Here is a 24,563-nt window from a genome sequence, read left to right as displayed (position 1 = left end):
CTAGAGCGCCCGCCAGAAGGTGAGCTTGCCGTCGCCTGGGCCCCAGTAGTCGGGGATGAGCGCCACGCGCTCGTAACCCAACGCCTCGTAGAGCGCCCGCGCCGCCTCCATGGGTGGCTCGGTCGAGGTGTCGATCAGCACCATGCGCGCGCCTTGCTCGCGCAGCCGGCGCTCGACTTCGGCGATCAGCGCCCGGGCCACGCCACGGCGCCGCGCGTCGGGTTGGACGCCCAGGAACAGGAGGTTCCACACGCCCGGCCCGGGCTCCGGCGACAAGTAGGCGGCCCCGGCGCCGTCTCCGGCCAGGAGCCAGACCCGGCCCTCACCCCCACCCTCGAAATGGCCGGGCAGGCTGCCAGCAAAGCCGTCACCCTCCTCGGGGGTGAACAGGCCGCAGTCGCGAATGACGGCCTCAAGGGCGGGGATGTCGGAGGCGTGCGCGTCGCGTATGGCAATGGGGTGGGTCAATGTCGTGATCCCTGTGTATCGTGTGATGGGGCAGGCGTGTTCGTCGTGGTGAGCATGGCCCCTGCCGCTCCCACGATCAGCACAGCGCCGGCGAGTTGGAGGGATGCGATGCGCTCGCCCAGGAACAGCATGCCGCCCGTCACCCCGAACACCGGCGTCAGGGTCAGAAACAGGCCCGTGACGCTGACGGGCAAGCCACGCAGGCCCACAAGGTAGAGCCAGAAGGCCAGCGCATACTGCACCCACCCGGACACCACCGCGAGCAGGACCATCTCCCGGGGCAGGCTGGCCGGGAGCCTCTCCAGCCCTGAGCTCAAGGCGACGGCGGCCAGGCCGACCACGACCAGAAGGCCCAGGCTTTGCTGGAGGCAGGTCAGGACCAACGGCGAGGTGTCGATCACCAGACGGCTCGAAGAGACCACATAAATGGCGGCAAAGGCGGTCCCGAGCAGAACGAGCGCGTCGCCCCGCAGGTCGCCCTGACCAAGGCCGGACAGGTCCGGCAGCGACACAAGGCAGACCCCCAGGAGGGCTGCGCCGATGGCGCCCGCCACGACCCATCCCGGCCGGACGCGGAACACCGCCCAGGCGAGCAGGACCACGAACACCGGCTCGAGCGCGGCAACCACCGAGGCGTTCCCGGCCGTGGTGAGCGCGAGGCCGGGCACGCCCACCGCATAGGCCAAGCCTGGCTCGAACAGCCCGGTCGAGGCGGCCCGCAGCGCCGGCCCTCGCGGTCCGAGGCGCAAGCCGAATGCGAGTACGGCCAGCCAGAGCACGGCGACGCTCGAGGCAAGCTGGATCGACAGGAGCGTGAAGGGCGGGATGGCGTCCAGTGCCCCCTTGGTCATGACCGTCGCCCCACCCCAGCAGGCGGCCGAGCCCACCATGGCGACGACTGAGATCCCCCGGCCCAGACCGGGGCGGAGATCCTGGACCGCCTCGCTCATGGTCCGTCGATCTCCACGGCGCGGCGCTCCACCGGGCAGTTGTTCCGGCCGCAGGCCTCCTCGTCGCACAGCCGGCAGATGTGATCGGCCACCGCGCGGCTCGTGGCGAAGTTCTGAAGCAGGCGCGCCATGCCGCGCTCGAGGGCGCCCCGCTCGTCGTCCTCCAGAACCGAGACAGCGCCTTCCAGCACCTCCGCTCGGGCTCGCATCGCGGCTGATCGCAGGGCGATCCCCTGCTCGGTCAGCAGCAGGCCTACGGACCGCCGGTCGGCCTTGCCTTCGCGCTGGACCAGCCCACGCCGCTCCAGGTCATCGGCCAGCCGAACGGTGGCCGAGTGGGTCAGACCGAGGATGCGCGAGAGCCCGCCCAGCGACTCGCCTGGGTACTCGCCCAAGGTGACAAGGGCCCCAAGCGCACTGGGGCCGAGGTCCGCGGACGCCTGCATGCGCCGGAGCTGTTCGTCCGTGACCGCAAGGGCTAGGGCTCCAAAGAGGTTGGCAAAACGGTCGATAGGGTCAAACCTATATGTATGCATCATACATAAAGTGATCTTTCTGTGAGTCAACATTTCTCGAGAACAGGCTACAGACGATCAATGCGTATTTCTTAAATTCTGCCGAGGTGGAGCTGTTTGGTTGTGCCCTTGCCGACCTGCACGCCGCGGCTCACAGCGCCTTCCGCATCCGGTAGTTGGTCAGCACCACCCCGCGGATGACCACCACCTGCTCCGTGATCACCGACCAGCCCTGCCGCTCGAAGAACGGCCGGGCCATCCGGCTCGCCTCAGTCGTGAGCACCGAGGCACCACGCTCCCGCGCCCTTGCCTCCACGGCCCGGTAGAGCTGCCAGCCCACGCCCCGGCCCAGGACCGCAGGCGCCACGAACGCCAGGTCGATATGCCCCCCCGTCCCAGCGAGTGTCATGAAGCCCACGAGCCGGCCGTCCTCCTCGGCCGCAAAGCCCTCCACGCCCCAGAGCCGGTCGCGCCAGCTGTCCGGACCGGGAGGCTCGCCCGCCCAGGCCCGCCGCTGCGCCTCGGTGTAGTACTTCCTTGTGCCCTCGCGCACGGCGTCGAAGAAAACCCGCGCTGCGTGCGGTCCATCGTCAGGGCGCAGCGGGCGGATGGTAACAGGTGGCATGTCGGTCTTCCCTGCATGTCGAAGGAGCTGGGCTTGAGGATCATATGCCTGAACGGCTGGGGCGGCACGCTCTGGGACGAGCTGGACGGCTACCTGCGCGCGGAACAGCCGGACGTGCTCTGCCTTCAGGAGGTCGTGCATACGCCAGCAGCCATGACGGGCTGGCTCACCTACCGCGACGGCGACCATGTCCTACCGCAGCGGGCCAACCTGTTCCGCGAGGTCAATGCTGCCCTGCCCAGGCACCGAGGCACCTTCTGCCCGGCGGCTCAGGGCGTGCTCTGGGACGGCGACCAGGCGGTTCTCTCGGAGTGGGGGCTGGCCACCTTCGTGCGCGCGGACCTCCCCGTTATCGGCCAGGCAAAGGGCTTCGTGCATGGGGCCTTCTCGCCCGACAGCTACGGCGAGCATCCCCGATCGCGCACCGCCCACGCCGTTCGCGTCCACGACTTCGAGCGGGGCTGGCCCGTCACGATCGCTCACATGCACGGGCTGCGCGATCCTGCTTGGGGCAAGGCCGACACGCCCGAGCGGCTGGCGCAGGCGCACCGGCTCGCGCGCCTCGTGGGCTCCGTGGCCGAGCCGGGGGAGCGGCTCGTGGTCTGCGGCGACTTCAACGTCGAGCCGGATAGCGAGACCTTCGAGGTGCTCGGGCGGCTCGGCCTGCACGACCTCGTGACCGGCGGCGGCCACCGGGACACCCGGACCTCGCACTACCGCAAGCCCGGCCGCCTCGCCGATTACCTGCTCGTCAACGACGCGGTTGAGGTCCTGGCCTTCGAGGTGGTCGAGCACCCTGAGGTGTCCGACCACCGGCCACTGCTCCTGACCATCTGAGCGCTTCCAGCGGTCGCGGGCCCCGCCCGCACCACGCTGCGGGACAGCTCGGCCCCGCCTCCCGTGCCGGGATCACCGCGCAGCTAGGTTCTTCGCACCATCGTTCGACGCAGCCCTCGCACGAGCCGCCCATCGATCAGGGCGAGCCCCGCCCCGATCAGCGCCATGCCGAGAAGGTGCTGCGGCTCCAGCGCCTCGCCCAGGAACAGGAGGCCGAGCAGGATGGCGCTGACCGGGATCAGGAAAGTCACGAGCAAGAGGTTCGTGGCCCCCGCCGTGGCCAGGATGCGGAAGTAGAGCACATAGGCCAGCGCCGTGGAGAGGGCCGTGAGGCCGAGGAGCGCGCCCCAGGTGGCGAGCGAGGGCATGGGCAGCGTCCAGGGCCGGTCCACGAGCAGCACCAAGGGCAGCAGGACCGCGCTCAAGGCGCAGACCTGCCCGGTGGCGGTGGCCAAGGGCGCCACGCCCATGCGGCGGAAGCGCCGGCCCCAGAGGCCAGCCAGCGCATAGGACAGTGCCGCGGCCAGGACGCCGAGCTGTGCTGGCAGGTCCGCCCCAAGGGTGCCCACGGCATCAAGGCCGATCGTCACCGCAACCCCCGACAGCCCGACTAGCACGCCCCCGAGGCGCTCGGGCGTGAGCCGCTCGTCGGCGGTGAGGACATGGGCCAGCACGACCCCGAAAAGCGGCGTCGTGGCGTTGAGGATGGAGGCCACGCCCGAGGCGATGTGGTGCTGGCCCCAGACGATCAGCGTGAAGGGGACCGCGTTGTTGAGGAGCCCCATGACCCCGAACGCCGCCCAAGCGCGGCCGTCCCTTGGTATCCGCACGCCCATGGCCCGGCACACCAGAAGCAGGATCCAGGCGGCCAAGGCGACGCGGGCGAGCACGATGGTGAGGGCCGGCAGCTCGCGCACGGCAATGCCGTTGAAGAGGAACGAGCCGCCCCAGAGCACCGACAGCGCGAGGAGCATCCCCCACTCCCCGGTGGTCATGGGACGGCTGGCGGCGGTTGTCATGTGTGACTCTTGTGGCTCTCCGGTGTGCTGCCGGCCGGGAGCTAGCCGCAGGGTGGTGGGGCCGCGACCCGGTTCTTGTGGTTTCCGCGCGGACGGTTGGCTGGCCCGGAGCTTCGGCCGGACCTGAGCGGAGCATTGATGAGGACGAGCTAGAGCCTCAGGGACAGCGCAGAAGTCATAATTGACGCACGCGTCATCGACTGGACAGGATCAATATCTTGGACTGTGCATAAGTCCGGTGCGGTACTCGCCTGCCTACGCTGCCCCGCCCATCGGGACCGATGCTTCCACGCAATCGTGGCAAGTGGTCGTATGTGCGCCAGATCCGATTCGCTTGTAGATCCGATCCCTCGGAGCGAGTGTAAACCACGATAAACCGTGTAAACCTTGGGCCTTGGCTCGCAAGCCAGCTTTCGGCCAAAAGCTAAGAAAACATGGTGCCGGTGAAAGGACTCGAACCTTCACGAGGGGTTGCCTCGGCGGATTTTGAATCCGCTGCGTCTACCATTCCGCCACACCGGCCAGCCCCGCTGCTCTAACGTCCCGCATCGCCTCCGTCAAAGGGTCAAAGATCCCTCGTCCCGAACGTGTCGCATTGGCCGATGTCGCCGGACTGGTACCCCGTGTAGAACCAGCGCTCGCGCTGTTCGCTGGACCCGTGCGTGAAGGAGTCGGGTCGCACGGCCTGTCCCGCCTCCTGTTGCAGCGTGTCGTCACCGATCTGCTCGGCCGCGTTCAGGGCCTCGTCGATGTCGCCCTGCTCGAGGGTGCCGAGCTGAGTCTGGGCATGATAGGCCCAGACCCCGGCGAAGCAGTCGGCCTGAAGCTCGATCCGGACGGCGCTGCTATCGGCGCCCTGCTGGCTGCCCCGCTGCGCCTGGGACAGGATACCGAGCAGGTCCTGCACATGGTGGCCGACCTCGTGCGCGACGACATAGGCATCGGCAAAGTCGCCGCCGGCCCCAAGTTGCCGATCCATCAGGATAAAGAAATCTGTATCCAGATAGACCTTCTTGTCGACCGGGCAGTAGAACGGCCCGGTCTGGGCGCTTGCTCCACCGCAGCCGGACTGGGTCGATCCCTTGAAGAGAACCAGGGTCGTAGGCTCGTAGGTCTGGCCCAGCTGGTTCTGGAAGATGTCGGCCCAGACCTCCTCGGTGTCCGCGAGGGTGACCGAAGCGAACTGGGCCGCCTCCTCGTCGGCCTGGGTCGGCTCGTAGGGACCGCTCTGGATCATGCCGCCGCCGCCGCCATTCAAGATCGGCGTGAGGTCGACCCCGAGGAAATAGCCTATCAGCACGATCGCCAGGGCACCCACGCCGCCGACGCCGCCGATGGCGGCCCCGCCGCCCATCCGGCGACGATCCTCGATGTTGCTGCTCCCGCGCCGCCCCTGCCACCTCATGGCCGACCTCCACCGCTGTCCATTGCCGGTTCACAACGCGACGAGCCAGACCAAAGGTTCCCATAACCGTCTTGTCACTTCGGTCTGGCTCGGAAAGGGTGCGGGGCGATTCCCGGAGACCCGACTTGACCCGCAATACCCTCGTTCTCCTGGCTGCCGGAGGCTCCTTCGCGCTCCTGGCCGGGGCCTACCTGTTCCAGGCCATGGGCTATCCGCCTTGCGCGCTGTGCTGGTACCAACGCTACCCCCACTTTGCCGCCGTCGCGATCGGGGTCCTCGCCCTTGCTGTCAGGGGCCCGCTCTTCCCGATCCTGGGCTCCATCGCCGCGTCCGCGACGGCCATCCTGGGGGCCTACCATACGGGGGTGGAACGTCACTGGTGGCTTGGCCCGGCGCATTGCACGGGGTCGGGCCTGGGCGGCCTGTCGGGCGGGGACCTGCTGGCGGTCGAAGGTCCGCGGATCGTCATGTGCGATCAGATCGCCTGGCAATTCCTTAGCCTGTCCATGGCCTCCTGGAACGCGATCTTCTCTTTGGTGCTGATGGTGATCTGGATCGTGGCGGCGCGGCGGTCCTCTAGCCAGGCCGCCTGATCGGCCGCCGCGTGCTGAGGAGCAGGTTTGTCTCGCTCCTCGTGACGCCCTCGATGCGCCGAATGGCGAACAGCACCTGGTCGAGCGCCTCCAGCGTGGGCGTTCCGATCTCCACGATGAGATCCCAGGTGCCGTTCGTGGTATGGAAGGCCGTGACCTCGGGCAGCCCCGAGATCCGCGCCATGACCCGGTCCGTCCCGCGTCCTTCCACCTGAAGCATCATCAACCCGCGAACCGGAGCCGCCGCCACGTCGGCCCGGCTGAGCACCGTGAAGCCGGCGATCTCGCCGGAGGCGATGAGGCGCGCCATCCGCGCCCTCACGGTGGTTCGCGTCACGCCCAGATCATGGGCAAGCTCCGACAGGCTCGCCCGTCCGTCGCGCCGCAGCGCCGCCATCAGCCGTTGATCCAGTTCGTCCAAGGTTGCTGCCCAGATTGCGCAATCAACATACCATTCGCACAGAATACCTACTTCAGTCCTCCACTCAACGAAACGAGCCTGACATTATGGAATCGCGTGACATCATTCTCATCGGTGCCCCCGTGGACAGCGGCAAGCGGCGCCGCGGCTGCCTCATGGGGCCGGACGCCTATCGCGTGGCGGGCCTGGCCGAGGCGCTGTCCAGCCTGGGGCACCGGGTCGTGGACCGGGGCAACGTGGCGCCGGACCCGGTGGACGTGGCCGAGGATCCCCGGCTTTTCGCGCTGGGCGAGACCGTGGGCTGGACGGTCAGCCTGATGCGCGCGGCCGAAGAGGCGGCGCCACAAGGGATGCCCATCTTCCTGGGCGGCGATCATGCGCTGTCGATGGGATCGGTCGCCGGCGTCGCGGCCCATGCGCAGCGGGTGGGCCGGCCCCTGTTCCTGCTGTGGCTGGACGCCCATAGCGACTTCCATACGCTGGCCTCGACCGAGACCGGCAACCTCCATGGCGTGTCCGTGGCATATCTGGCTGGACGCGACGGGTTCTCCATGTTCCCGGCCATGCCCGCGCCGATCCCGGGCAAGAACATCTGCATGATCGGGCTGCGCTCCGTCGATCCCGCCGAGCGTGCCGCCCTGGCCGAGACCGAGACTCACCTCGCCGACATGCGCCATATCGACGAGGTTGGGATCAGGACGCCGCTGGCGGACTTCCTGGCCCGGGTGGACGCGGCGAACGGGCTTCTTCATGTCTCGCTCGACGTCGACTTCCTCGACCCGGGCATCGCTCCGGCCGTGGGCACGACGTCGCCGGGCGGCGCGACCCTGCGCGAGGCCCATCTGGTCATGGAGATGCTCTGCGACTCGGGCCTCGTCTCCTCCCTCGACCTCGTGGAACTGAACCCCTTCCTCGACGAACGCGGGCGCACCGCCGGAGTCATGGTGGACCTCACCGCGTCCCTGCTCGGACGCCGCATCTTTGACCGACCCACACGGAGCCTCGCATGAACGCCAGCTTTCCCATGCCTGTGACGCACGCGGCCGCGCCGTCCGAAAAGGCGCTGATCCCCTTTGTCAGCGTCGCGAACATGATGCGCCTCGTGCATCGCATCGGGCTCGAGGCCATGCTGGCCGAGATCGCCGAGGTCATCGAAGGCAACTTCCGGCGTTGGGAAAGCTTCGACAAGACGGCCCGCATCCCGGCCCATTCGCCTGAAGGCGTGATCGAGCTGATGCCGACCTCGGACGGAGAGGTCTACGGGTTCAAGTACGTCAACGGCCATCCGCGCAACATGCGCGCCGGGCTCCAGACGGTCACGGCCTTCGGGCTGCTGGCCGACATGCACACCGGCTACCCGGTCCTTCTGTCCGAGATGACGCTGCTCACGGCCCTGCGGACGGCGGCGATGTCGGCGCTGGCGGCCCGGCACCTCGCCCCCCAGGGTGCGAAGGTGATGGCCCTGATCGGCAACGGCGCCCAGTCCGAGTTCCAGGCCGTCGCCTTCAAGGCCATCTGCGGGATCGACACCGTGCGGCTTTGGGACATCGACCCCCGGGCCACCGCCAAATGCGCGGCGAACCTCGCTGGGCATGGACTTCGCGTCGTGGCCTGCGCCACGGCCGAGGAGGCGATCCTGGGCGCGCAGATCATCACCACCGCGACCGCCGACAAGAGGCTGGCCACGATCCTGACCGACAACATGGTGGGCGCGGGTGTGCACATCAACGCGGTCGGCGGCGACAGCCCCGGCAAGACCGAGCTGGCCCGGGACATCCTGCTGCGTTCGGACATCTTCGTGGAGTTCCCGCCCCAGACCCGCATCGAGGGCGAGATCCAGCAGCTCGATCCCGAGCATCCGGTGACGGAGCTTTGGGAGGTGATCGCGGGGCGGAAGCCCGGTCGCCGGGACGACCGGGCGATCACGCTGTTCGATTCGGTCGGCTTCGCGGTCGAGGACTTCTCGGCGCTGACCTATGTGCGCGAAAAGGCCGTGGCGACCGGCCTTTACGACCTGCTGGACATGATCGCGGATCCCGACGATCCGCGCGACCTGTTCGGGATGCTGATGCGCGCCGGGGCCTGAAGGCCGCGCGGGCGGGTGGGACGCAGTCGGCACGGGAACCTCCTTCAATCGGGTGCGACGGCGAAACAGTCCCACGGAGCAGTTAACGCCGCCCGACAGCATCGCGCGTTGCGCGGGCCGGCTCCTCTGGACGCCCCGGGCCTGTCCTTCCATGATGGCCCGACACCAGGGGAGGAATGGTCATGGCGGAACGGGTCGGCTTTGTGGGCGTGGGCCTGATGGGTCACGGGATGGCGCACAACATCCTGGCGAAAGGGCATTCCCTGACCGTGGTCGCCAACCGCCGACGCGAGGCGGTCGAGGATCTGGTCGCCAAGGGAGCCACCGAGGCCCCCTCGCCCGCCGCGCTCGCCGAATCGTCGGACGTGGTCGTGCTCTGCCTGACCGGGTCGCCGCAGGTCGAGGCCGTGATGCGGGAGATGATGCCGGCGCTGCGCCCGCGCAGCCTGGTGATCGACTGCTCCACCTCGGACCCCACCGTGACGGAACGGCTGGGCGACGAGCTTCACCCCCGCAAGGTGTCGCTGGTCGATGCGCCGCTGTCGCGGACGCCCAAGGACGCCTGGGAGGGCACGCTCGACTGCATGGTCGGATCGACCGACATGGACTTTGCGCGCGCCGAGGCGATCCTGAGCACCTTCTCGCGCCGCGTGGTCCGGGTCGGCGGGCCGGGCGACGGGCACAGGATGAAGCTGCTGAACAACTTCCTGTCCCTAGGCTATGCCGCCCTCTATTCCGAGGCGCTGGCGCTGTCCCGCAAGGTGGGGATCCCCGTCGCGGGGTTCGACAGCGTGATCCGCGGCGGACGGATGGACTGCGGGTTCTACCAGACCTTCATGGAGTATGCGCTGGACGGCAACCGCGAGGCGCACAAGTTCACCATCTCGAACGCCTACAAGGACCTGCGCTATCTCGAGTCCATGGCGAACGCGGCGACGGTGGCCACGCCCATGGCGTCAGCCGCGAAGAACACCTTCGCCTCGGCCATGACCACCGGGGGCGACGGCCCCGAGGACTACATCCCCCACCTTGCCGACTTCGTCGCCCGCGCGAACGGGATCAGTGATAGGTGAACTCGCCGGTGACGTGCCGCCACTCACCGGGCTTGATCAGCTTGCGGTGGGTGAAGCGCACGGAGTGAAGCGGTCCCTCGATCTCCTTCTGCCAGAATTCGATGAACTCGAAGAGCCGGGGATGATCGGGGGCCAGGTCGTAGTCCTGCCACACGAAGGTGTTCAGGACGTTGCGGTAATCGGGCATCCGGTAGAAGAGTTCGGCCGTGGTCAGGCCGTATCCCCTGAGCATCAGCTCGGTCTCCGAGGCGGGTCGTGTCGTCATGTCGTCTCCCCTGTCGAGGCGGTTCAGGACCTCTACGGAACAGGGTCGATCAAGGTTCCCCAATAAGTCAACAATTTCAGTTTGTTAGCAAATGGCGTCCGCGGCTGCCACCCTTGTTTGCGGGAGCGTTCTGCCCTATATGCAGGGGGTGTTCAGACCCGACACCGACTAGATATTGAGCAGGCCCGTTCGCATGACCGACACGCCCGACACCCCCGACGAGACCTTCGGCGCAAGCCCGAAAGGCGTGCACGGCCCGACCGTCTCGATCGAGGAGGAGATGAAGTCCTCCTACCTCGACTACGCGATGAGCGTGATCGTGTCCCGCGCGATTCCCGACCTGCGCGACGGCCTCAAGCCCGTGCACCGGCGCATCCTGTACGCCATGCACGAGACCGGGAACACGCACGACAAGCCCTACCGCAAGTCCGCGCGCCCGGTCGGCGACGTCATGGGGAAATACCACCCCCACGGCGATGCCGCGATCTACGAGGCGCTGGTGCGGATGGCGCAGGACTTCTCGATGTCGCTGCCGCTTCTGGACGGCCAGGGCAACTTCGGCTCGATGGACGGCGATTCCGCCGCGGCCATGCGGTACACCGAAGTGCGGATGGACAAGCCCGCGGCCTATCTCCTTGCGGATATCGACAAGGAAACGGTCGACTTCCAGGACAACTACGACGGCAAGGACCGGGAGCCCACGGTCCTGCCGGCACGCTTCCCCAACATGCTCGTCAACGGCGCGGGCGGCATCGCCGTCGGCATGGCCACCAACATCCCGCCACACAACCTGGGCGAGGTCGTGGACGCGACGCTGGCGCTGATCGAGGACCCGGACCTCACCTCGGAAGACCTGATCCAGTACGTCCCCGGCCCGGACTTTCCCACGGGCGGCCAGATGCTGGGCCGGTCAGGCGCGCGCAAGGCCTACCTCGAGGGGCGGGGCTCGGTCGTGATCCGCGCCAAGACGCATATGGAGGAGATCCGCGGCCGTCAGGCGATCATCGTGGACGAGATCCCCTACCAGGTGAACAAGGCCACGATGATCGACCGCATCGCCGAGGCCGCGCGAGACAAGCGGATCGAGGGGATCGCCCACGTCCAGGACGAATCCGACCGCAACGGCGTCCGCGTGGTCATCGAGCTGCGACGCGACGCGACCGCCGATGTCGTGCTGAACCAGCTCTGGCGCTTCACGCCGATGCAGACCTCGTTCGGCTGCAACATGCTGGCGCTGAATGGCGGCAAGCCCGAGACCCTGACCCTGCGCGGGTTCCTGACCGCCTTCGTCGACTTCCGCGAGGAGGTGGTCGCCCGTCGCACCGCGTTCGAGTTGCGCAAGGCGCGGGAGCGGGCGCATATCCTCTGCGGGCTCGCGGTCGCGGTGTCGAACGTGGACGAGGTGGTGCAGACCATCCGGTCGTCGCGCGATGCGTCGGAGGCCCGGACGCGCCTGATGGAGCGCCGCTGGCCCGCCCACGAGATCGCGCCCTTCATCCGGTTGATCGACGATCCCCTGCATCCGATGAACGAGGATGGGACCTACAACCTGTCCGACGCGCAGGCGCGCGCAATCCTCGACCTGCGGCTGCAGCGTCTGACCCAGCTGGGCGTTCAGGAGGTCACCGACGAGCTCCAGGAGCTGGCCGGCAAGATCAAGGAGTACCTCGAGATCCTGGGCTCGCGCGAGCGGATCATGGGCATCATCGCGGACGAGTTGCGCGAGGTGCGCTCGCTCTTCGCCGTGCCGCGCCGGACCGAGATCACGGAATGGGCCGCCGATCTCGAGGACGAGGACCTGATCGAGCGCGAGGACATGGTCGTGACCGTGACCCAGGGCGGCTACATTAAGCGGACCGCCCTGTCCGAGTTCCGGTCGCAGCGGCGTGGTGGCAAGGGCCTTTCGTCGATGCAGACGAAGGAGGAGGACGTCATCGTCCAGCTTTTCGTCGCGAACACGCACACGCCGCTGCTGTTCTTCACGACCGACGGCATGGCCTACAAGCTCAAGTGCTGGCGGCTGCCCTTGGCCGGACGCACGGCTAAGGGCAAGGCGCTGGTCAACCTCCTGCCCATCGACCAGGGCGTGACGATCGCGGCCATCGTGCCCGTGGACCGGCCCGAAGACCACTGGGATGAGCTTCAGATCGTCTTCGCGACCTCGACGGGGGATGTGCGGCGCAACGCCCTGTCCGACTTCACCGACGTGCGGCGCGGCGGGAAGATCGCGATGAAACTGCCTGACGGGACGCGGCTCGTGAACGCCAGGATCGCGTCCGAGGAGGACGATGTGCTGCTGGTCACGGATCATGGCCGCGCCATCCGTTTCCCGACCACCGACGTCCGCGTGTTCAAGGGCCGCGATTCGACCGGGGTCCGGGGCATCACGCTGCGCGACGAGAGCGATCACGTCGTGTCGATGGCCACCGTGCGCCACTTTGAAGCCACGTCCGAGGAGCGCGTCGCCTACCTCAAGATGCGGCGGGCCGTCCTGGGCGTCACCGACGAGGACAACGGCGTCAGCCCCGAAGAGGATGAGGCCGTGGCCGGGGCGATCAGCCAGGAACGCTACGCCGAGATGTCGGCGGCCGAGGACCTGATCCTGACCGTCACCACCGGCGGCCTGGGCAAGATCAGCTCCAGCCACGACTATCCGGTGCGCGGGCGCGGGGGCCAGGGCGTCGTCGCCATGGACCTGTCCGACCGGCGGGGACGCGAGACGGGCCGCATCGTGGCCGCCTTCCCGGTCGAAATGTCGGATCAGGTCATGCTCGTGACCTCGGGCGGGCAGTCGATCCGGATGCCGGTCGACGGCATCTCCTTCCGCTCGCGCGGCTCGGGCGGCGTGCGCGTCTTCGACGTGGACGGCGAGGAGGTCGTCTCCGTCGCCAAGGTGGCAGAGCAGGCCGAGGCCGACGGCGCGCTCTGACCGCGTCGGAAAACCTTGCGGGTCCGGCGGTTCTCTGCCGGACCTGGGCGCCAACGTGCCGACGCCCCCTTGCCCCTCATCGCGCTTGGTCGCAGGATGCAGCCAACCGAGACGTGACCGCCCAAGGTCCGCATCACATGAGGGCACGAGCATGACCACCCGCTTCCTTCCCGCTTTCGCGGTTCTCCTCGCGCTGCCCGGCGGCATGGCCGCCGCGCAAGGCTTTGCCGGCGCCGAGATCTCGACCGAGCTGCTGGCCTATGCCGACGACCTCGACCTGGGCGAAAAGGAGTACCGCGGCGCCCTGGAGTTCGACATCTATTCCGGCTTTGGCGCGGCGGCGGACCTGTCCTACCACAACTCGCGCGAGTTGGGCCTGGGCGGCCATAACACGACGCTGCACGGCTTCTACGACCGCCTGCCGATGGCGACCGTCGGCCTTTATGTCGGGCGGGACAGCAACGACGATGACGAGACCAACCTGTACGGGGTCGAGGCCGCGACAGAGGTCATGGGCGGCAACATCCAGGGTTCGCTAGGCTCGTACAATGGGGACGACGGCGACGGCGGCATGCTGTCGGTGGACGCGCGCTACGGGTTCGGCAACTTCGCCGCGACCGGCTTTGCCGGCGGGCTGACCGGCGACATCGAAGGCAGCCGTTTGGCCCTGGGGGGCGAGTACCAACTCGGCCTGGGGCCGACCCTCTACGCCGAAGTCGGCCGGAGGAGCGTGGACGAGGATCCGGAGGCTTATGTGAGCGTCGGGGCGCGGCTGGCCATCGGACCCAAGGCGGGGACGACCTTCGATTCCCGCAGCTTGTTCGAGATCCTGCCGGGCCGCTGAGGCCCGGAGCTTTGCCGCCGACGGGTGGGCCGGTCTTGTCGACGGCGCCGGGATCGCGGCGATCTGACCGGCTTCGCCCTTCCCAATCCGGCGGGATCGCCCTAGACCCCTGCCCATGAGCGACGCGATCCATATCATCGGCGGCGGGATGGCGGGGGTCGAGGCGGCTTGGGCCGCGGCCCAGGCCGGCGTGCCCGCCGTCATCCACGAGATGCGGCCCAAGACCGGCACATTCGCCCACAAGACGGGCGACCTGGCCGAGATGGTCTGCTCCAATTCCTTCCGGTCGGACGACCATGAGCAGAACGCCGTGGGCCTGCTGCACTGGGAGATGAGGGCGGCGGGCTCGCTCGTCATGCAGATGGCGGCCCGGCACCGCCTGCCCGCCGGCGGCGCGCTGGCCGTCGACCGGGAGGCGTTCTCCCAGTCGGTGACGCAGGCGGTTCGGCAGCATCCCCTGATTTCCGTGGTCGAGGAGGAGATCTCCGCGCTTCCGGCGAATGGCCGCTGGATCGTTGCGACCGGACCCCTCACCTCGGGTCCGCTGGCCGAGTCGATCCGTCAGGCGACCGGGGCAGAGTCGCTGGCGTTCTTCGATGCCATCGCGCCCATCGTCCATGCCGACACGATCGACATGAACGTGGCCTGGCTCCAGTCGCGCTACGACAAGGGCGAGACCGAGGAGGAGCGGACCGCCTACATCAACTGCCCGATGACCCGTGACCAGTACGAGGCCTTCATCGACGCGCTTCTCGCCGCCGAGAAGACGGAGTTCCATGAGGGCGAGACCGCTGGTTACTTTGATGGATGCCTCCCGGTCGAGGTGATGGCCGAGCGTGGGCGCGAAACCTTGCGCTTTGGTCCGATGAAGCCGGTCGGGCTGACCAACGCCCATCAGCCGGACGTGAAGCCCTATGCCGTGGTCCAGTTGCGCCGCGACAACGCGCTGGGGACGCTGTACAACATCGTGGGCTTCCAGACCAAGATGAAGTACGGGGCGCAAACCGCTGTTTTCCGGGGCATCCCGGGGCTTGAGAACGCAAGCTTTGCCCGCCTTGGCGGCATCCACCGGAACACGTTCATCAACTCGCCCACGCTGCTGGATGGGCAGATGCGGCTGAAGGCCGGGCCCCATCTCCGCTTTGCCGGCCAGATCACCGGCGTCGAGGGCTACGTGGAATCGGCGTCCATGGGGATGCTGGCGGGCCGTCTCGCTGCCGCCGAGCTGAAGGGTGAGGTCCTGCCGCATGTGCCGCCGACCACCGCGGTCGGGGCTCTGCTGAGCCACATCACCGGGGGCGCGGACGCCAGGACGTTCCAGCCGATGAACGTGAATTTCGGCCTGTTCCCGCCCTTGCCCGAGGCGCGCTCGGGCCGTCGCGGGCGAGCCGACCGGTATCGCGGCTACACGGAACGGGCCAAGGCCGACTGGACCGCATGGCTGGCGGGCGGACTGGCTCAGGCGGCCGAGTGAGGACACGGTTCGCGCCCTCGCCCACGGGGCCGCTGCACCTCGGTCACGCCTTTGCCGCCATCACCGCCCATGACCTCGCCCGCGCGGCGGGGGGCGCCTTCCTGCTCCGGATCGAGGATATCGACCGGGTCCGCTCCAAGCCGCAATGGGAGCAACAGGCGCTGGACGACCTGGCCTGGCTCGGGCTTGGCTGGGACGAGCCGCCGATGCGCCAGTCGGATCGGCTTGGGACTTACCGCGCGGCGCTGGCCGAACTCTGGGCGCTGGGGCTCCTTTATCCCTGCACCTGCCAGCGCCGCGATATCCTCGAGGCCGCGACCGCGCCGCAGGAAGGCGGGGCGCCGCTGATCGGACCTGACGGGATCGTCTACCCCGGCACCTGCCGGCACCGGCCGCGGACCGGGCCGCTTCCCGAGGGCGTGGCGCTGCGGCTCGACATGGAACTGGCCTTGTCCGGCACAAAGGTCCCCCATTACACGGAGACCGGAGTGCATCGCCCGGGACAGGTCGTCGTCGATCCGATCCGGATGATCCGCGAGGTCGGGGACGTCGTGCTCGCCCGAAGGGACTTCGGCACCTCGTATCACCTGTCCGTAACCGTGGACGATGCGGCCCAGGGGGTGACGCTGGTCACGCGGGGCGAGGATCTCGCCGAGGCGACCCCGATCCATGTGCTGCTGCAGCAGCTGCTCGGATTGCCGAAGCCTACCTATCACCATCACCGCCTGATCCGCGACGAACACGGGCGGCGGCTGGCGAAGCGCGAGGATGCCAAGGCTATCGCCCGCTACCGGGCCGAGGGCGAGACGCCGTCAGACATACGCCGCCGGATCGGCCTCTGACCGCTCCACGCCATCGCGCACGGACGTGAAGAAACAGCTGCGCGCGCCCGTGTGGCAGGCCGGCCCAGTCTGGCGCACCTTGAGAAGGAGCGCGTCGCGGTCGCAATCCACCCTCAGCTCCACCAGCTCCTGGACATGGCCGCTCGTTTCGCCCTTGACCCAAAAGGCGCGGCGCGACCGGGACCAGTAGGTCACGCGACCGGTCTCGAGCGTGCGGGCGACAGACTCGGCGTTCATCCAGGCGAGCATGAGCACCTCGCCGGTGGCATGATCCTGCGCGATGGCCGGGATCAGTCCCGCGTCGTTGTAGGTCAAGGTCGCAGGATCGAAGGCCATGGCAGGAGTCCTTTGGCAACACGGGCGAACGCGCCTATCTAGGCGTGACGCGACCGAAGGGCAAATCATGTCGGACCAGGACCTCCTGCAACTCTACTCCACCCGCATCCTGGCGCTCGCCTCCAGCATTCCGCGCCTGGGCCACCTGCCCGAGCCGCAGGGCACGGCCCGGCGACGTGCGCCCCTGTGCGGCTCCTCGGTGGCCGTGGAGGTGGCGCTGGAGGATGGCCGCGTCCGCGAGTTCGCCCAGGATGTCCGTGCCTGCGCGCTGGGCCAGGCCGCAGCCTCGGTCGTCGGCGCGACTGTCGTGGGGCTGACCCCCGACCAGGTCCGGGAGGGACGTGACGCGCTCTGGTCCATGCTGCGGGACGGGGCCGAACCTCCGGTCGCGCCCTGGGACGGCTTTGCGGTGCTGATCCCGGCCCGCGACCATCCGAACCGGCATGGCTCGATCATGCTCGCGATCGAGGCCACGCTCGAGGCCATCGAACAGGCGTCCGGAACGCAGAAAAAAGCCGCCGCGACCTGACAGGCGCGCGGCGGCTGAGGAAGCACCCCCGCCGGGACCCGGATCATCCGCCGGGAACCAGATGGTTCCCCCTTGGCCACAGGGCAGTCGGCCAAGTTTCCCGTCTCGAGACAGGGAGGCGGCGCCGGTACGGGGGCGCGGGCAGATCAGAGAAAGCTGGGCAGGACCAGGGACCCCACAAGGATCACGACCAAGGACAGGGCTCCGACGGCGTCGGACAGCAGATCCCAGTCGAGTTCGGTCATCAGTTCGTCGTCGCGTTCCATCCCGTCCTCCTGTCGTTCAGATTCGTTGCCCATTTGTTCTCATGCTCTTCATCACCTGTAAAGAACTTTATGAGAACATAGTTGCCGACGAGGGAACTGTGGCCTTCTGCCCAGTGAACCGGGGGCGGGTCTGTCCTGCCGGCGGTGGCTTCGTTAGCCGACGCTGATCAGTCGGATTGCCCTGTCCTGCTCCATCAGCCACAGGAGCAGGCGCGCCGCCTGTCCCCTTGGGCTTTCCAAGCGCGGATCGTCGTGAAGGAGCTTGCGGGCGTCCCGCTGGGCCGTCTCCATCAGCCCGGCCTGCCGTTCCAGATCCGCGATGCGGAACCGCGGGAGCCCGGACTGGGCCGTGCCGATCACGTCGCCGGCACCGCGAATCGCGAGGTCCTCTTCGGCGATGCGAAAGCCATCCTCGCTCTCGCGCAGCAGCGTGAGACGCCTCCGCGCCGTTTCGCCGAGAGGGGCCTCATACAGGAGGATGCAGGTCGAGGCAGCTGAGCCCCGGCCGACCCGGCCGCGAAGCTGATGAAGCTGCGCCAGCCCAAAGGTCTCGGCCCTCTCGATCACCATGATTGAGGCGTTGGGCACGTTCACCCCGACCTCGATCACCGTAGTGGCGACCAGCAGCGCGGTGCGCCCCTCGGCGAAGGCCTGCATGGCGGCGTCCTTCTCGGCCGGGGGAAGACGTCCATGGACAAGCCCCACCTTTGCGCCGAACACCTCCCGGAGTTGGCGGAACCGCTCCTCGGCCGCGGTCAGGTCGCTGGTGTCGGACTCTTCGACCAGAGGGCAGACCCAGTAGGCTTGCCGCCCTTCGGCGATGGCCCGGCCCAGGCTGCCCACGACCTCGTCCAGCCGCTCGGTGGAGACGAGCAGCGTCGTCACGGGCTTCCGTCCGGGCGGCTTCTCGTCGAGGACGGACAGGTCCATATCGCCGTACTGGGCCAGCGCCAGGCTCCGCGGAATGGGCGTCGCCGTCATCACGAGAACGTCGGCCAATTCGCCCTTGGCGCCCAGCTCCATCCGCTGAGCGACCCCGAAGCGGTGCTGCTCGTCGACGACGGCCAGGCGGAGGTCGCGGAATTCGACGTCCTTCTGGAACAGCGCGTGCGTGCCCACCAGGATGTCCGTCCGACCCTCTGCCAGCGCGGCGAGCTTGGCCGCCCGCTCCCCCCCTTTGTCGCGTCCGGTCAGCAGTTCGACAGTGACCCCGGCAGCATCCGCAAGGGGCTTCAGCCCGTCGTAGTGCTGCTGGGCAAGGATGCCCGTCGGCGCCATCAGGGCGCCCTGCCCGCCCGCCTCGACGACGACCAGAAGAGCAAGGAGGGCGACCAGGGTCTTTCCGGCGCCCACATCCCCCTGCAACAGGCGGTTCATGCGCCGACCCGAGGCCAGGTCGGCCTCGATCTCGGCCACGGCCCGCAGCTGAGCCGCCGTCGGCCGATATGGCAGGGATTCCAGCACCCGCTGGCGGAGCCGCCCGTCGCCGCGCGTTTCCCGCCCTCGGGCGCGCCGGGCCGTCGCCCGCGCGAGCGCCAGCGTCAGTTGATGCGCGAACAGCTCGTCATAGGCCAAACGCTTGCGCGCGGGGGCGTCGGGCGACAGGTCGGCCGCCTCATTGGGCGCGTGCCCCTCCCGGAGGGCCTCGCGCCAGGACGGGATCCCGTCGCGCGCCATCAGCCCCGCGTCGATCCATTCGGGCAGCTCGGGCGCCAGCGCCAGCGCACCCCGGACAGCCTTGCCCATGGTCTTCTGGGTGACGCCGGCCACGAGCGGATAGACGGGCTCGAAGGCCGGGAGGTTTAAGACGTCATCCTCGGGCAGGATGTAGTCCGGATGCGCCATCCGGCCGACGCCGTCGTAAAGCTCGACCTTTCCGCTCACGATACGGCGGCTTCCGAGAGGAAGCGCCCGGGCGGGCCAGTCGGCCGGCGCATGGAAGAAGATGATCTGGAAGCTCGCCTGCGAGTCGGACACCGTGACGATGTGCGGCTTGCCCTTGGCCGCGGGGGGGCGATGACGCTCGACCTTGACGGCCACGGTCACGGTGGCGGGCAAGGAAACGTCCTGGATGCTGCCCCTCAGGCGACGGTCGATCCCGCCTTGCGGCAGCGTGAACAGCAGGTCCCGCGAGCGGCCAAGGCCCGCCTGCTCAAGCGTTTGCGCCGTCTTCGGCCCGATCCCCTTGAGCCCGGTCAGGGACCCGAACAGGGGCCATAGGATCTCGGGCCGTCCCGTGGATCGCCCGTTCATGCGGCCCCGATCATGTCCAGCCAGGTGGCTTCGTCGATGACCTTGACGCCCAGCCGTTCCGCGTCCTTGGCCTTGGATCCGGCCCCCGGTCCTGCCACCAGGAGATCGGTCTTGGCCGACACCGATCCAGCGACCTTGGCCCCCATGGCTTCGGCGCGTGCCTTGGCTTCGGCGCGCGTCATTTTTTCCAGGGTCCCCGTGAAGACCACCGTCTTGCCGGCCACGGGGCTTTCCGTGGCGCGCGGGGCGGGATTGTCGATCCGGAGGTGCGGAATCAGCCGGTCGATGGCTGCCCTTTCAGCCTCCTGGTGGAACGCGGTCACCACCGACGTGGCGAGCACCCGTCCCACCCCGTCGATGGAGTTGAGTTCCTCCCACTCCGGACCTTCGCCGACCCGGGCTGCGGTCATGGCGAACTCGAAGGCCGGCCAGGATCCATAGTGCTGGGCGAGCAGGGCCGAGCCAGCCTCACCCAGATGCCGGATGCCAAGCGCGAAGATCAGCCGGGCGAGAGCGATGCTGCGCCGCTCTTCGATCGCGCGGAAGAGATTGGCCGCACTTCGCTCCCCGTAGCCCAGGCGGTCGCGGAGCCGTTCAGAGTTCTGGCGGTCCCGCTCCTCGAGCGTGAAGATGTCGGCGGGTTCCCGGATCGGAAGCACGGGATCGTTGAAGAACATTTCGATCTGCTTGATCCCCAAGCCTTCGATGTCGAAGGCGTTCCGGGACACGAAGTGCTTGAGCTTTTCCACCGCCTGCGCGGGACAGGCGATGCCGCCCGTGCAACGGCGCACCGCATCGCCAGCATCGCGAACGGCGTCGGACCCGCATTGCGGGCAGATCGTCGGGAACGCGAAAGGCGCAGCGTCGCTGTCGCGCCGGGTCAGGTCCGCGTCCACGATCTGCGGGATCACGTCACCGGCCCGCCGCACCTCGACCCAGTCGCCCGGCCGCAGGTCCTTGCCGCCCCGGATGGGTTCTCCGGTCGAAGCCGAGCGGCCGGCGATGTAATCCTCATTGTGGAGGGTGGCGTTCGACACCACCACCCCGCCGACGGTGACCGGCTGGAGGCGGGCGATCGGCGCCAGCGCCCCGGTGCGGCCGACATTGATCTCGATGGCAAGGAGGCGCGTCCACGCCCGCTCGGCCGAGAACTTGTGCGCTATGGCCCAGCGCGGCGTCGTTGAGCGGAAGCCTAGCCGTCGCTGGAGCCCGATCTCGTTCACCTTGTAGACCACACCGTCGATGTCGTAGCCCAGGGTCGCCCGCTGCGCCTCGATCTCCTCATAGGTCGACAAGAGGGCATCCGGGCCGTCGCAGAGCCTTGCGAGGGGGTTGACCTGAAAACCAAGCTCCCTGAGCCGCTGCAGCGCCCCCCACTGCGTGTCCGCCAGCGGCTCGGACATCTCGCCCCAGGCGTAGGCAAAGAATCGGAGCGGCCGGCTGGCGGTGATCCGGGCATCCAACTGGCGCAGGGATCCCGCCGCTGCGTTACGTGGGTTGGCGAACACCTTCCCACCGGTCTCGATCGCACGCGCGTTCAAGGCGGCGAAGTCCCCATGGGTCATGTACACCTCACCGCGGATCTCGAGGACACGGGGAGCCCCCTCGGCCAGTTGGTTCGGTATGTCCTCCACGGTGCGGGCGTTTGCCGTCACATTCTCGCCCACCTCGCCATCCCCGCGCGTCGCGGCCTGGACCAGACGTCCCTCTTCGTAGCGCAGCGAGAGGGAGAGTCCGTCGATCTTGGGCTCGGCGACATAGGCGAGCGGCACGTCCGGCCCGAGGTTGAGGAATCGGCGCGTCCGGGCGTCGAACTCCCGGATATCGTCCGGCTGGAAGGCATTGGCCAGGCTCAGCATCGGCACCCGGTGCGCTACCTTGCCGAAGCCTTCCGCAGCGGCGGCCCCGACCTGATCGGACGGGCTGTCAGGCCTCTTGAGGTTCGGGTAGCGGCCCTCAATGGCCGCGTTCCGGCGCTTCAACTCATCATAGGTGGCGTCCGACATGATCGGCGCATCAAGCCCATGGTAGGCTTGGTTCGCCGCAGCAAGCTCCTGCGACAGCCGGCTCAACTCGACTGCGGCCTGTGCCTCGGTCAGCGCGTTCACGTCGGTGGTGGCGAGATGGACGGCACCGGCATCCATCGAACCAGAATCGCGTGCCTGCATGTCACCCCTCCGACGTCTGCTCCTGAGTGATAGGCAGAGGGTCCGCCGTGGTCCAGACGTCGACCTCCTGTGGAGCCCCCTGAGACCGAGCCGCCGGCGGACGCAGCAGATCAGCTCATGTCAGCGGAGGCGGGCGGTCCAAGGGCGACGGCTGGCCTGGACTAACAGCAACGACGACCTTGAACGCGTCACGCGCCCAAGGATCCCAAAATGCCCGACGGAAGAGCGGACTTCAGGGATGCGCCGCCGCAGATCTCAGAATGGGGTGCCGCGGGGTCAGCCTCAGGCCCCGACTGCCATCCGCTCCATGTCACGTTCCACGGGCTCTGGATCGCGCAGCACGTAACCACGCCCCCAGACGGTCTCGATGTAGCTCTCGCCCCCGGTCGCTTGCGCCAGCTTCTTGCGAAGCTTGCAGATGAAGACGTCGATGATCTTCAGCTCGGGCTCGTCCATGCCGCCATAAAGGTGGTTGAGGAACATCTCCTTCGTCAGGGTCGTCCCTTTCCGAAGCGAAAGGAGTTCCAGCATCTGGTACTCCTTCCCGGTCAGGTGAACGGGTTGCCCGCCGACCTCGACGGTCTTGGCGTCGAGGTTGACGGCAATCCGGCCCGTCCGGATGACCGACTGCGAGTGGCCCTTGGACCGGCGGATGATCGCATGGATGCGGGCGACCAGCTCCTCCCGGTGGAAGGGCTTGGTCAGGTAGTCATCCGCCCCGAACCCGAAGCCCCTGAGCTTGCTGTCGGTGTCATCCTCTCCCGAAAGGATCAGGATAGGTGTTTCGACCTTGGAAAGGCGCAACTGTCGAAGCACCTCGTGGCCCGGAATATCGGGAAGATTGAGGTCGAGGATGATCAAATCGTAGTCGTAAAGCTTCGCAAGATCGATCCCCTCCTCGCCCAAGTCCGTCGCGTAAACGTTCAGGTTGGCGTGGGTCAGCATCAACTCGATGCTGCGAGAGGTAGTCGGGTCATCTTCTACGAGCAGGATTCGCATCCCGGGGCCTCCGCTACTCGATTCGCGAGCCACCCTAATGGGCCATTGGTTAACTGCTCGTTACGAGATCTCCGTAATTACATTTCTCGTTATGGTTGTCGATACTTCTGCAGCCATGTCGTCCGGAGCGCAGCCTCCCCATGCGAAGAGACAGCCTGTTCCCATTCCGTGAACTCCTCGTCGCTGAGACCGTAGGTCCCCAGCGCCGTGCCGCGGGAGATCAGTCCCGCAGTCACCGCGCGCACCACCGCAGCCTTCCGCGAGGCCACCCACCTTCGCGTGTCGGGCGGCGGCAGATCCGCCCGGGTCATGATCGTTCCATCGGGCAGCGTTACCGAACGCGGCCCATCAACCTTGCGCAGAAACATCTCTCACCCCTGTTTGACGGTCCTCGCGTCGGGGATGCTGTGCCCTGCAGCCTTAAGAGTGGGTGAAGCCGGGGGTTGTGAATAGACGGCATTTTCTTATATTGTCCACCAACTTGGGCCGAATACGGCCCTGCCTGGACCCGGTTCTCATGCCCCTCGATCCCGCCGTTCCTACCCTTGGGCTCAACTCCCTGGGCCTTCCCAAGCCGCCGAGCGAAACCCGCGTGGTGGTCGCCATGTCCGGCGGCGTGGACAGTTCGGTCGTGGCCGCCCAGTTGGCGGAGGAAGGTTACGACGTCGTCGGCGTCACCTTGCAGCTTTATGACCACGGGGCCGCGCTTGCGAAAAAGGGGGCCTGCTGCGCGGGGCGCGATATTCACGACGCGCGTCGCGTTGCGGAAACAATGGGTTTCCCGCATTATGTTCTCGATTACGAAACTCTGTTTCGCCAATCGGTAATCGATGAGTTTGCGGACAGCTATCTGGCCGGCGCAACACCGGTGCCTTGCATCCGATGCAATGAACGGGTGAAATTCCGGGATCTGCTCAATGTGGCAAAGGACCTGGACGCCGACTGCATGGCGACCGGGCATTACATCCGGCGCGAGGTGGGGCTCCTTGGGCCTGAACTTCACCGGGCGGCCGATCCGGCGCGCGACCAGTCGTACTTCCTCTTCTCCACCTCGCGCGAGCAGCTTGGCTACCTTCGCTTCCCCCTCGGAGGGCTTGCGTCCAAGGCCGAGACCCGAGCCCTTGCGGCGCGGTACGGGCTGCCCGTCGCGGACAAGCCGGACAGTCAGGACATCTGCTTTGTCCCGTCGGGCAACTATGCGGCCGTCATCGAGAAGCTTCGGCCCGGAGCGGCGGAGCCGGGCGACATCGTGGATCACGAAGGCCGGGTGCTGGGACGGCACGACGGGGTCCTTCGCTACACCGTCGGACAGCGGCGCGGGCTCGGGATCGGCGGACTGGACGAGCCGCTGTTCGTGGTGCGGCTCGATGCCGAGAAGCGGCAGGTCGTGGTCGGCCCGCGCGACCTTCTCCGCTCCCGCCAGATCAGCCTGCGGGAGGTGAACTGGCTTGGCGACGGACCCCTGGACCGGGAGCATGACGTGCTGGTCCGCGTTCGGTCCACTCGGCAGCCGGTTCCCGCTCTGGTCCGGCCTGCGCCGGACGGTGCGGAAGTGACCCTGCTATCGCCGGAAGAAGGCGTAGCCCCTGGCCAAGCCTGCGTGTTCTACGCCCCCGAAGGCACCAGGGTCCTGGGCGGCGGCTGGATTTCGCGTGCCTCGTAGCAG

24 protein-coding genes and 1 tRNA gene are annotated in these 24,563 nt (G+C 67.8%); 11 read left to right on the top strand and 14 right to left on the bottom strand.

All coding sequences use genetic code 11. The features are described from left to right. From J3P31_RS10270 to J3P31_RS10255, 4 genes are all read right to left on the bottom strand, one after another. Window positions 1–468 (bottom strand): GNAT family N-acetyltransferase, encoded by a 468-nt coding sequence (locus J3P31_RS10270; protein WP_210528333.1) that lies wholly within the window; start codon window positions 466–468, stop codon window positions 1–3. Beyond that, on the bottom strand, window positions 465–1,418 hold the full coding sequence (locus J3P31_RS10265) for a DMT family transporter (protein WP_210528332.1): 954 nt from the start codon (window positions 1,416–1,418) through the stop codon (window positions 465–467). The genes J3P31_RS10270 and J3P31_RS10265 overlap by 4 nt, the downstream gene beginning before the upstream one ends. Continuing rightward, complete coding sequence (locus tag J3P31_RS10260; protein WP_210528331.1) at window positions 1,415–1,864, bottom strand: MarR family winged helix-turn-helix transcriptional regulator; 450 nt, start codon at window positions 1,862–1,864, stop codon at window positions 1,415–1,417. Before J3P31_RS10260 ends, J3P31_RS10265 begins: the two co-directional genes overlap by 4 nt. 220 nt (window positions 1,865–2,084) lie before the next feature. Continuing rightward, a complete protein-coding gene (locus J3P31_RS10255; RefSeq protein WP_210528330.1) occupies window positions 2,085–2,558 on the bottom strand; it encodes a GNAT family N-acetyltransferase in 474 nt (157 codons plus the stop codon). A 33-nt stretch (window positions 2,559–2,591) separates the two neighbouring features. Between J3P31_RS10255 and J3P31_RS10250 the strand changes: the two genes are divergently transcribed. Beyond that, the gene (locus J3P31_RS10250) at window positions 2,592–3,395 is read left to right on the top strand and encodes an endonuclease/exonuclease/phosphatase family protein (RefSeq protein WP_210528329.1); all 804 of its coding nucleotides are present in this window, start codon (window positions 2,592–2,594) and stop codon (window positions 3,393–3,395) included. A gap of 83 nt (window positions 3,396–3,478) precedes the next feature. On the opposite strand, the gene J3P31_RS10245 is transcribed toward J3P31_RS10250, so the two are convergent. From J3P31_RS10245 to ypfJ, 3 genes are all read right to left on the bottom strand, one after another. Next, window positions 3,479–4,414 carry a DMT family transporter gene (locus tag J3P31_RS10245; RefSeq protein WP_246849392.1) on the bottom strand — a complete coding sequence of 312 codons (936 nt, stop codon included), beginning with the start codon at window positions 4,412–4,414 and terminating at the stop codon, window positions 3,479–3,481. Window positions 4,415–4,849: 435 nt separating this feature from the next. Continuing rightward, window positions 4,850–4,936, bottom strand: a tRNA-Leu gene (locus J3P31_RS10240). A gap of 43 nt (window positions 4,937–4,979) precedes the next feature. Next, window positions 4,980–5,819: a KPN_02809 family neutral zinc metallopeptidase gene (ypfJ, locus tag J3P31_RS10235; protein ID WP_210528328.1), complete on the bottom strand. Its 840-nt coding sequence runs from the start codon at window positions 5,817–5,819 to the stop codon at window positions 4,980–4,982. A 125-nt stretch (window positions 5,820–5,944) separates the two neighbouring features. Here ypfJ and J3P31_RS10230 point away from each other — a divergent pair, with 125 nt between their 5' ends. After that, entirely contained in the window at window positions 5,945–6,412 is a 468-nt protein-coding gene (locus tag J3P31_RS10230; protein WP_210528327.1) for a disulfide bond formation protein B, read from the top strand. Here the strand turns inward: J3P31_RS10230 and J3P31_RS10225 are convergent. Then, complete coding sequence (locus J3P31_RS10225; RefSeq protein WP_210528326.1) at window positions 6,396–6,833, bottom strand: Lrp/AsnC family transcriptional regulator; 438 nt, start codon at window positions 6,831–6,833, stop codon at window positions 6,396–6,398. The genes J3P31_RS10230 and J3P31_RS10225 overlap by 17 nt on opposite strands. 86 nt (window positions 6,834–6,919) lie before the next feature. On the opposite strand from J3P31_RS10225, the gene rocF reads away from it, so the two are divergent. The 3 genes from rocF (at window position 6,920) to J3P31_RS10210 (ending at window position 9,992) form a co-directional block, all read left to right on the top strand. After that, window positions 6,920–7,843 (top strand): arginase, encoded by a 924-nt coding sequence (gene rocF, locus J3P31_RS10220; RefSeq protein WP_210528325.1) that lies wholly within the window; start codon window positions 6,920–6,922, stop codon window positions 7,841–7,843. Further along, window positions 7,840–8,919: an ornithine cyclodeaminase gene (gene ocd, locus J3P31_RS10215; protein WP_246849393.1), complete on the top strand. Its 1,080-nt coding sequence runs from the start codon at window positions 7,840–7,842 to the stop codon at window positions 8,917–8,919. Before rocF ends, ocd begins: the two co-directional genes overlap by 4 nt. A gap of 176 nt (window positions 8,920–9,095) precedes the next feature. Further along, window positions 9,096–9,992 (top strand): NAD(P)-dependent oxidoreductase, encoded by an 897-nt coding sequence (locus tag J3P31_RS10210; protein ID WP_210528324.1) that lies wholly within the window; start codon window positions 9,096–9,098, stop codon window positions 9,990–9,992. Here the strand turns inward: J3P31_RS10210 and J3P31_RS10205 are convergent. Further along, on the bottom strand, window positions 9,979–10,257 hold the full coding sequence (locus J3P31_RS10205; RefSeq protein ID WP_210528323.1) for an usg protein: 279 nt from the start codon (window positions 10,255–10,257) through the stop codon (window positions 9,979–9,981). The two genes, J3P31_RS10210 and J3P31_RS10205, sit on opposite strands and share 14 nt — an antisense overlap. A gap of 193 nt (window positions 10,258–10,450) precedes the next feature. On the opposite strand from J3P31_RS10205, the gene gyrA reads away from it, so the two are divergent. From gyrA to gluQRS, 4 genes are all read left to right on the top strand, one after another. Continuing rightward, window positions 10,451–13,186: a DNA gyrase subunit A gene (gene gyrA / locus J3P31_RS10200; protein ID WP_210528322.1), complete on the top strand. Its 2,736-nt coding sequence runs from the start codon at window positions 10,451–10,453 to the stop codon at window positions 13,184–13,186. 151 nt (window positions 13,187–13,337) lie between these two features. Next, window positions 13,338–14,030 carry a hypothetical protein gene (locus J3P31_RS10195; RefSeq protein ID WP_210528321.1) on the top strand — a complete coding sequence of 231 codons (693 nt, stop codon included), beginning with the start codon at window positions 13,338–13,340 and terminating at the stop codon, window positions 14,028–14,030. Window positions 14,031–14,145: 115 nt separating this feature from the next. Next, on the top strand, window positions 14,146–15,504 hold the full coding sequence (gene trmFO / locus J3P31_RS10190) for a methylenetetrahydrofolate--tRNA-(uracil(54)-C(5))-methyltransferase (FADH(2)-oxidizing) TrmFO (RefSeq protein WP_210528320.1): 1,359 nt from the start codon (window positions 14,146–14,148) through the stop codon (window positions 15,502–15,504). Then, window positions 15,501–16,346 carry a tRNA glutamyl-Q(34) synthetase GluQRS gene (gluQRS, locus tag J3P31_RS10185; protein WP_210528319.1) on the top strand — a complete coding sequence of 282 codons (846 nt, stop codon included), beginning with the start codon at window positions 15,501–15,503 and terminating at the stop codon, window positions 16,344–16,346. Before trmFO ends, gluQRS begins: the two co-directional genes overlap by 4 nt. Here the strand turns inward: gluQRS and hisI are convergent. Then, complete coding sequence (gene hisI, locus J3P31_RS10180) at window positions 16,317–16,682, bottom strand: phosphoribosyl-AMP cyclohydrolase (protein WP_210528318.1); 366 nt, start codon at window positions 16,680–16,682, stop codon at window positions 16,317–16,319. The two genes, gluQRS and hisI, sit on opposite strands and share 30 nt — an antisense overlap. A 67-nt stretch (window positions 16,683–16,749) precedes the next feature. On the opposite strand from hisI, the gene J3P31_RS10175 reads away from it, so the two are divergent. After that, entirely contained in the window at window positions 16,750–17,211 is a 462-nt protein-coding gene (locus J3P31_RS10175) for an iron-sulfur cluster assembly scaffold protein (protein ID WP_210528317.1), read from the top strand. A gap of 419 nt (window positions 17,212–17,630) precedes the next feature. Here J3P31_RS10175 and recG read toward each other — a convergent pair whose 3' ends face one another. From recG to sciP, 4 genes are all read right to left on the bottom strand, one after another. Then, window positions 17,631–19,730, bottom strand: coding sequence for an ATP-dependent DNA helicase RecG (gene recG, locus J3P31_RS10170; protein ID WP_210528316.1), 2,100 nt, complete (start codon window positions 19,728–19,730; stop codon window positions 17,631–17,633). Then, window positions 19,727–21,898, bottom strand: a complete 2,172-nt coding sequence (gene ligA / locus J3P31_RS10165; protein ID WP_438270295.1) for an NAD-dependent DNA ligase LigA — start codon at window positions 21,896–21,898, stop codon at window positions 19,727–19,729. Before ligA ends, recG begins: the two co-directional genes overlap by 4 nt. A gap of 282 nt (window positions 21,899–22,180) precedes the next feature. Continuing rightward, on the bottom strand, window positions 22,181–22,897 hold the full coding sequence (gene ctrA / locus J3P31_RS10160; protein WP_210528315.1) for a response regulator transcription factor CtrA: 717 nt from the start codon (window positions 22,895–22,897) through the stop codon (window positions 22,181–22,183). Window positions 22,898–22,986: 89 nt separating this feature from the next. Beyond that, window positions 22,987–23,265: a CtrA inhibitor SciP gene (sciP, locus tag J3P31_RS10155; protein ID WP_210528314.1), complete on the bottom strand. Its 279-nt coding sequence runs from the start codon at window positions 23,263–23,265 to the stop codon at window positions 22,987–22,989. Between the two features lie 149 nt (window positions 23,266–23,414). On the opposite strand from sciP, the gene mnmA reads away from it, so the two are divergent. Beyond that, window positions 23,415–24,560: a tRNA 2-thiouridine(34) synthase MnmA gene (mnmA, locus tag J3P31_RS10150; RefSeq protein ID WP_210528313.1), complete on the top strand. Its 1,146-nt coding sequence runs from the start codon at window positions 23,415–23,417 to the stop codon at window positions 24,558–24,560. The last annotated feature ends 3 nt before the right edge of the window (window positions 24,561–24,563 follow it).

Source organism: Rubellimicrobium arenae (assembly GCF_017916275.1).
GTDB lineage: Bacteria > Pseudomonadota > Alphaproteobacteria > Rhodobacterales > Rhodobacteraceae > Rubellimicrobium > Rubellimicrobium arenae.
Note: the sequence above shows the minus strand (reverse complement) of the source record. Positions and strands in the feature narration are given on the sequence as shown.

Bases quoted from the DNA above. Each gene is read 5' to 3' on its own strand.
- J3P31_RS10245 (WP_246849392.1), bottom strand. From the start codon at position 4,414: ATGACAACCGCCGCCAGCCGTCCCATGACCACCGGGGAGTGGGGGATG.
- trmFO (WP_210528320.1), top strand. From the start codon at position 14,146: ATGAGCGACGCGATCCATATCATCGGCGGCGGGATGGCGGGGGTCGAG.
- ypfJ (WP_210528328.1), bottom strand. From the start codon at position 5,819: ATGAGGTGGCAGGGGCGGCGCGGGAGCAGCAACATCGAGGATCGTCGC.
- J3P31_RS10255 (WP_210528330.1), bottom strand. From the start codon at position 2,558: ATGCCACCTGTTACCATCCGCCCGCTGCGCCCTGACGATGGACCGCAC.
- ocd (WP_246849393.1), top strand. From the start codon at position 7,840: ATGAACGCCAGCTTTCCCATGCCTGTGACGCACGCGGCCGCGCCGTCC.
- J3P31_RS10260 (WP_210528331.1), bottom strand. From the start codon at position 1,864: ATGCAGGCGTCCGCGGACCTCGGCCCCAGTGCGCTTGGGGCCCTTGTC.
- J3P31_RS10175 (WP_210528317.1), top strand. From the start codon at position 16,750: ATGTCGGACCAGGACCTCCTGCAACTCTACTCCACCCGCATCCTGGCG.
- J3P31_RS10210 (WP_210528324.1), top strand. From the start codon at position 9,096: ATGGTCATGGCGGAACGGGTCGGCTTTGTGGGCGTGGGCCTGATGGGT.
- J3P31_RS10265 (WP_210528332.1), bottom strand. From the start codon at position 1,418: ATGAGCGAGGCGGTCCAGGATCTCCGCCCCGGTCTGGGCCGGGGGATC.
- recG (WP_210528316.1), bottom strand. From the start codon at position 19,730: ATGAACGGGCGATCCACGGGACGGCCCGAGATCCTATGGCCCCTGTTC.
- ligA (WP_438270295.1), bottom strand. From the start codon at position 21,898: ATGCAGGCACGCGATTCTGGTTCGATGGATGCCGGTGCCGTCCATCTC.
- gyrA (WP_210528322.1), top strand. From the start codon at position 10,451: ATGACCGACACGCCCGACACCCCCGACGAGACCTTCGGCGCAAGCCCG.
- hisI (WP_210528318.1), bottom strand. From the start codon at position 16,682: ATGGCCTTCGATCCTGCGACCTTGACCTACAACGACGCGGGACTGATC.
- J3P31_RS10195 (WP_210528321.1), top strand. From the start codon at position 13,338: ATGACCACCCGCTTCCTTCCCGCTTTCGCGGTTCTCCTCGCGCTGCCC.
- mnmA (WP_210528313.1), top strand. From the start codon at position 23,415: ATGCCCCTCGATCCCGCCGTTCCTACCCTTGGGCTCAACTCCCTGGGC.
- ctrA (WP_210528315.1), bottom strand. From the start codon at position 22,897: ATGCGAATCCTGCTCGTAGAAGATGACCCGACTACCTCTCGCAGCATC.
- J3P31_RS10205 (WP_210528323.1), bottom strand. From the start codon at position 10,257: ATGACGACACGACCCGCCTCGGAGACCGAGCTGATGCTCAGGGGATAC.
- sciP (WP_210528314.1), bottom strand. From the start codon at position 23,265: ATGTTTCTGCGCAAGGTTGATGGGCCGCGTTCGGTAACGCTGCCCGAT.
- rocF (WP_210528325.1), top strand. From the start codon at position 6,920: ATGGAATCGCGTGACATCATTCTCATCGGTGCCCCCGTGGACAGCGGC.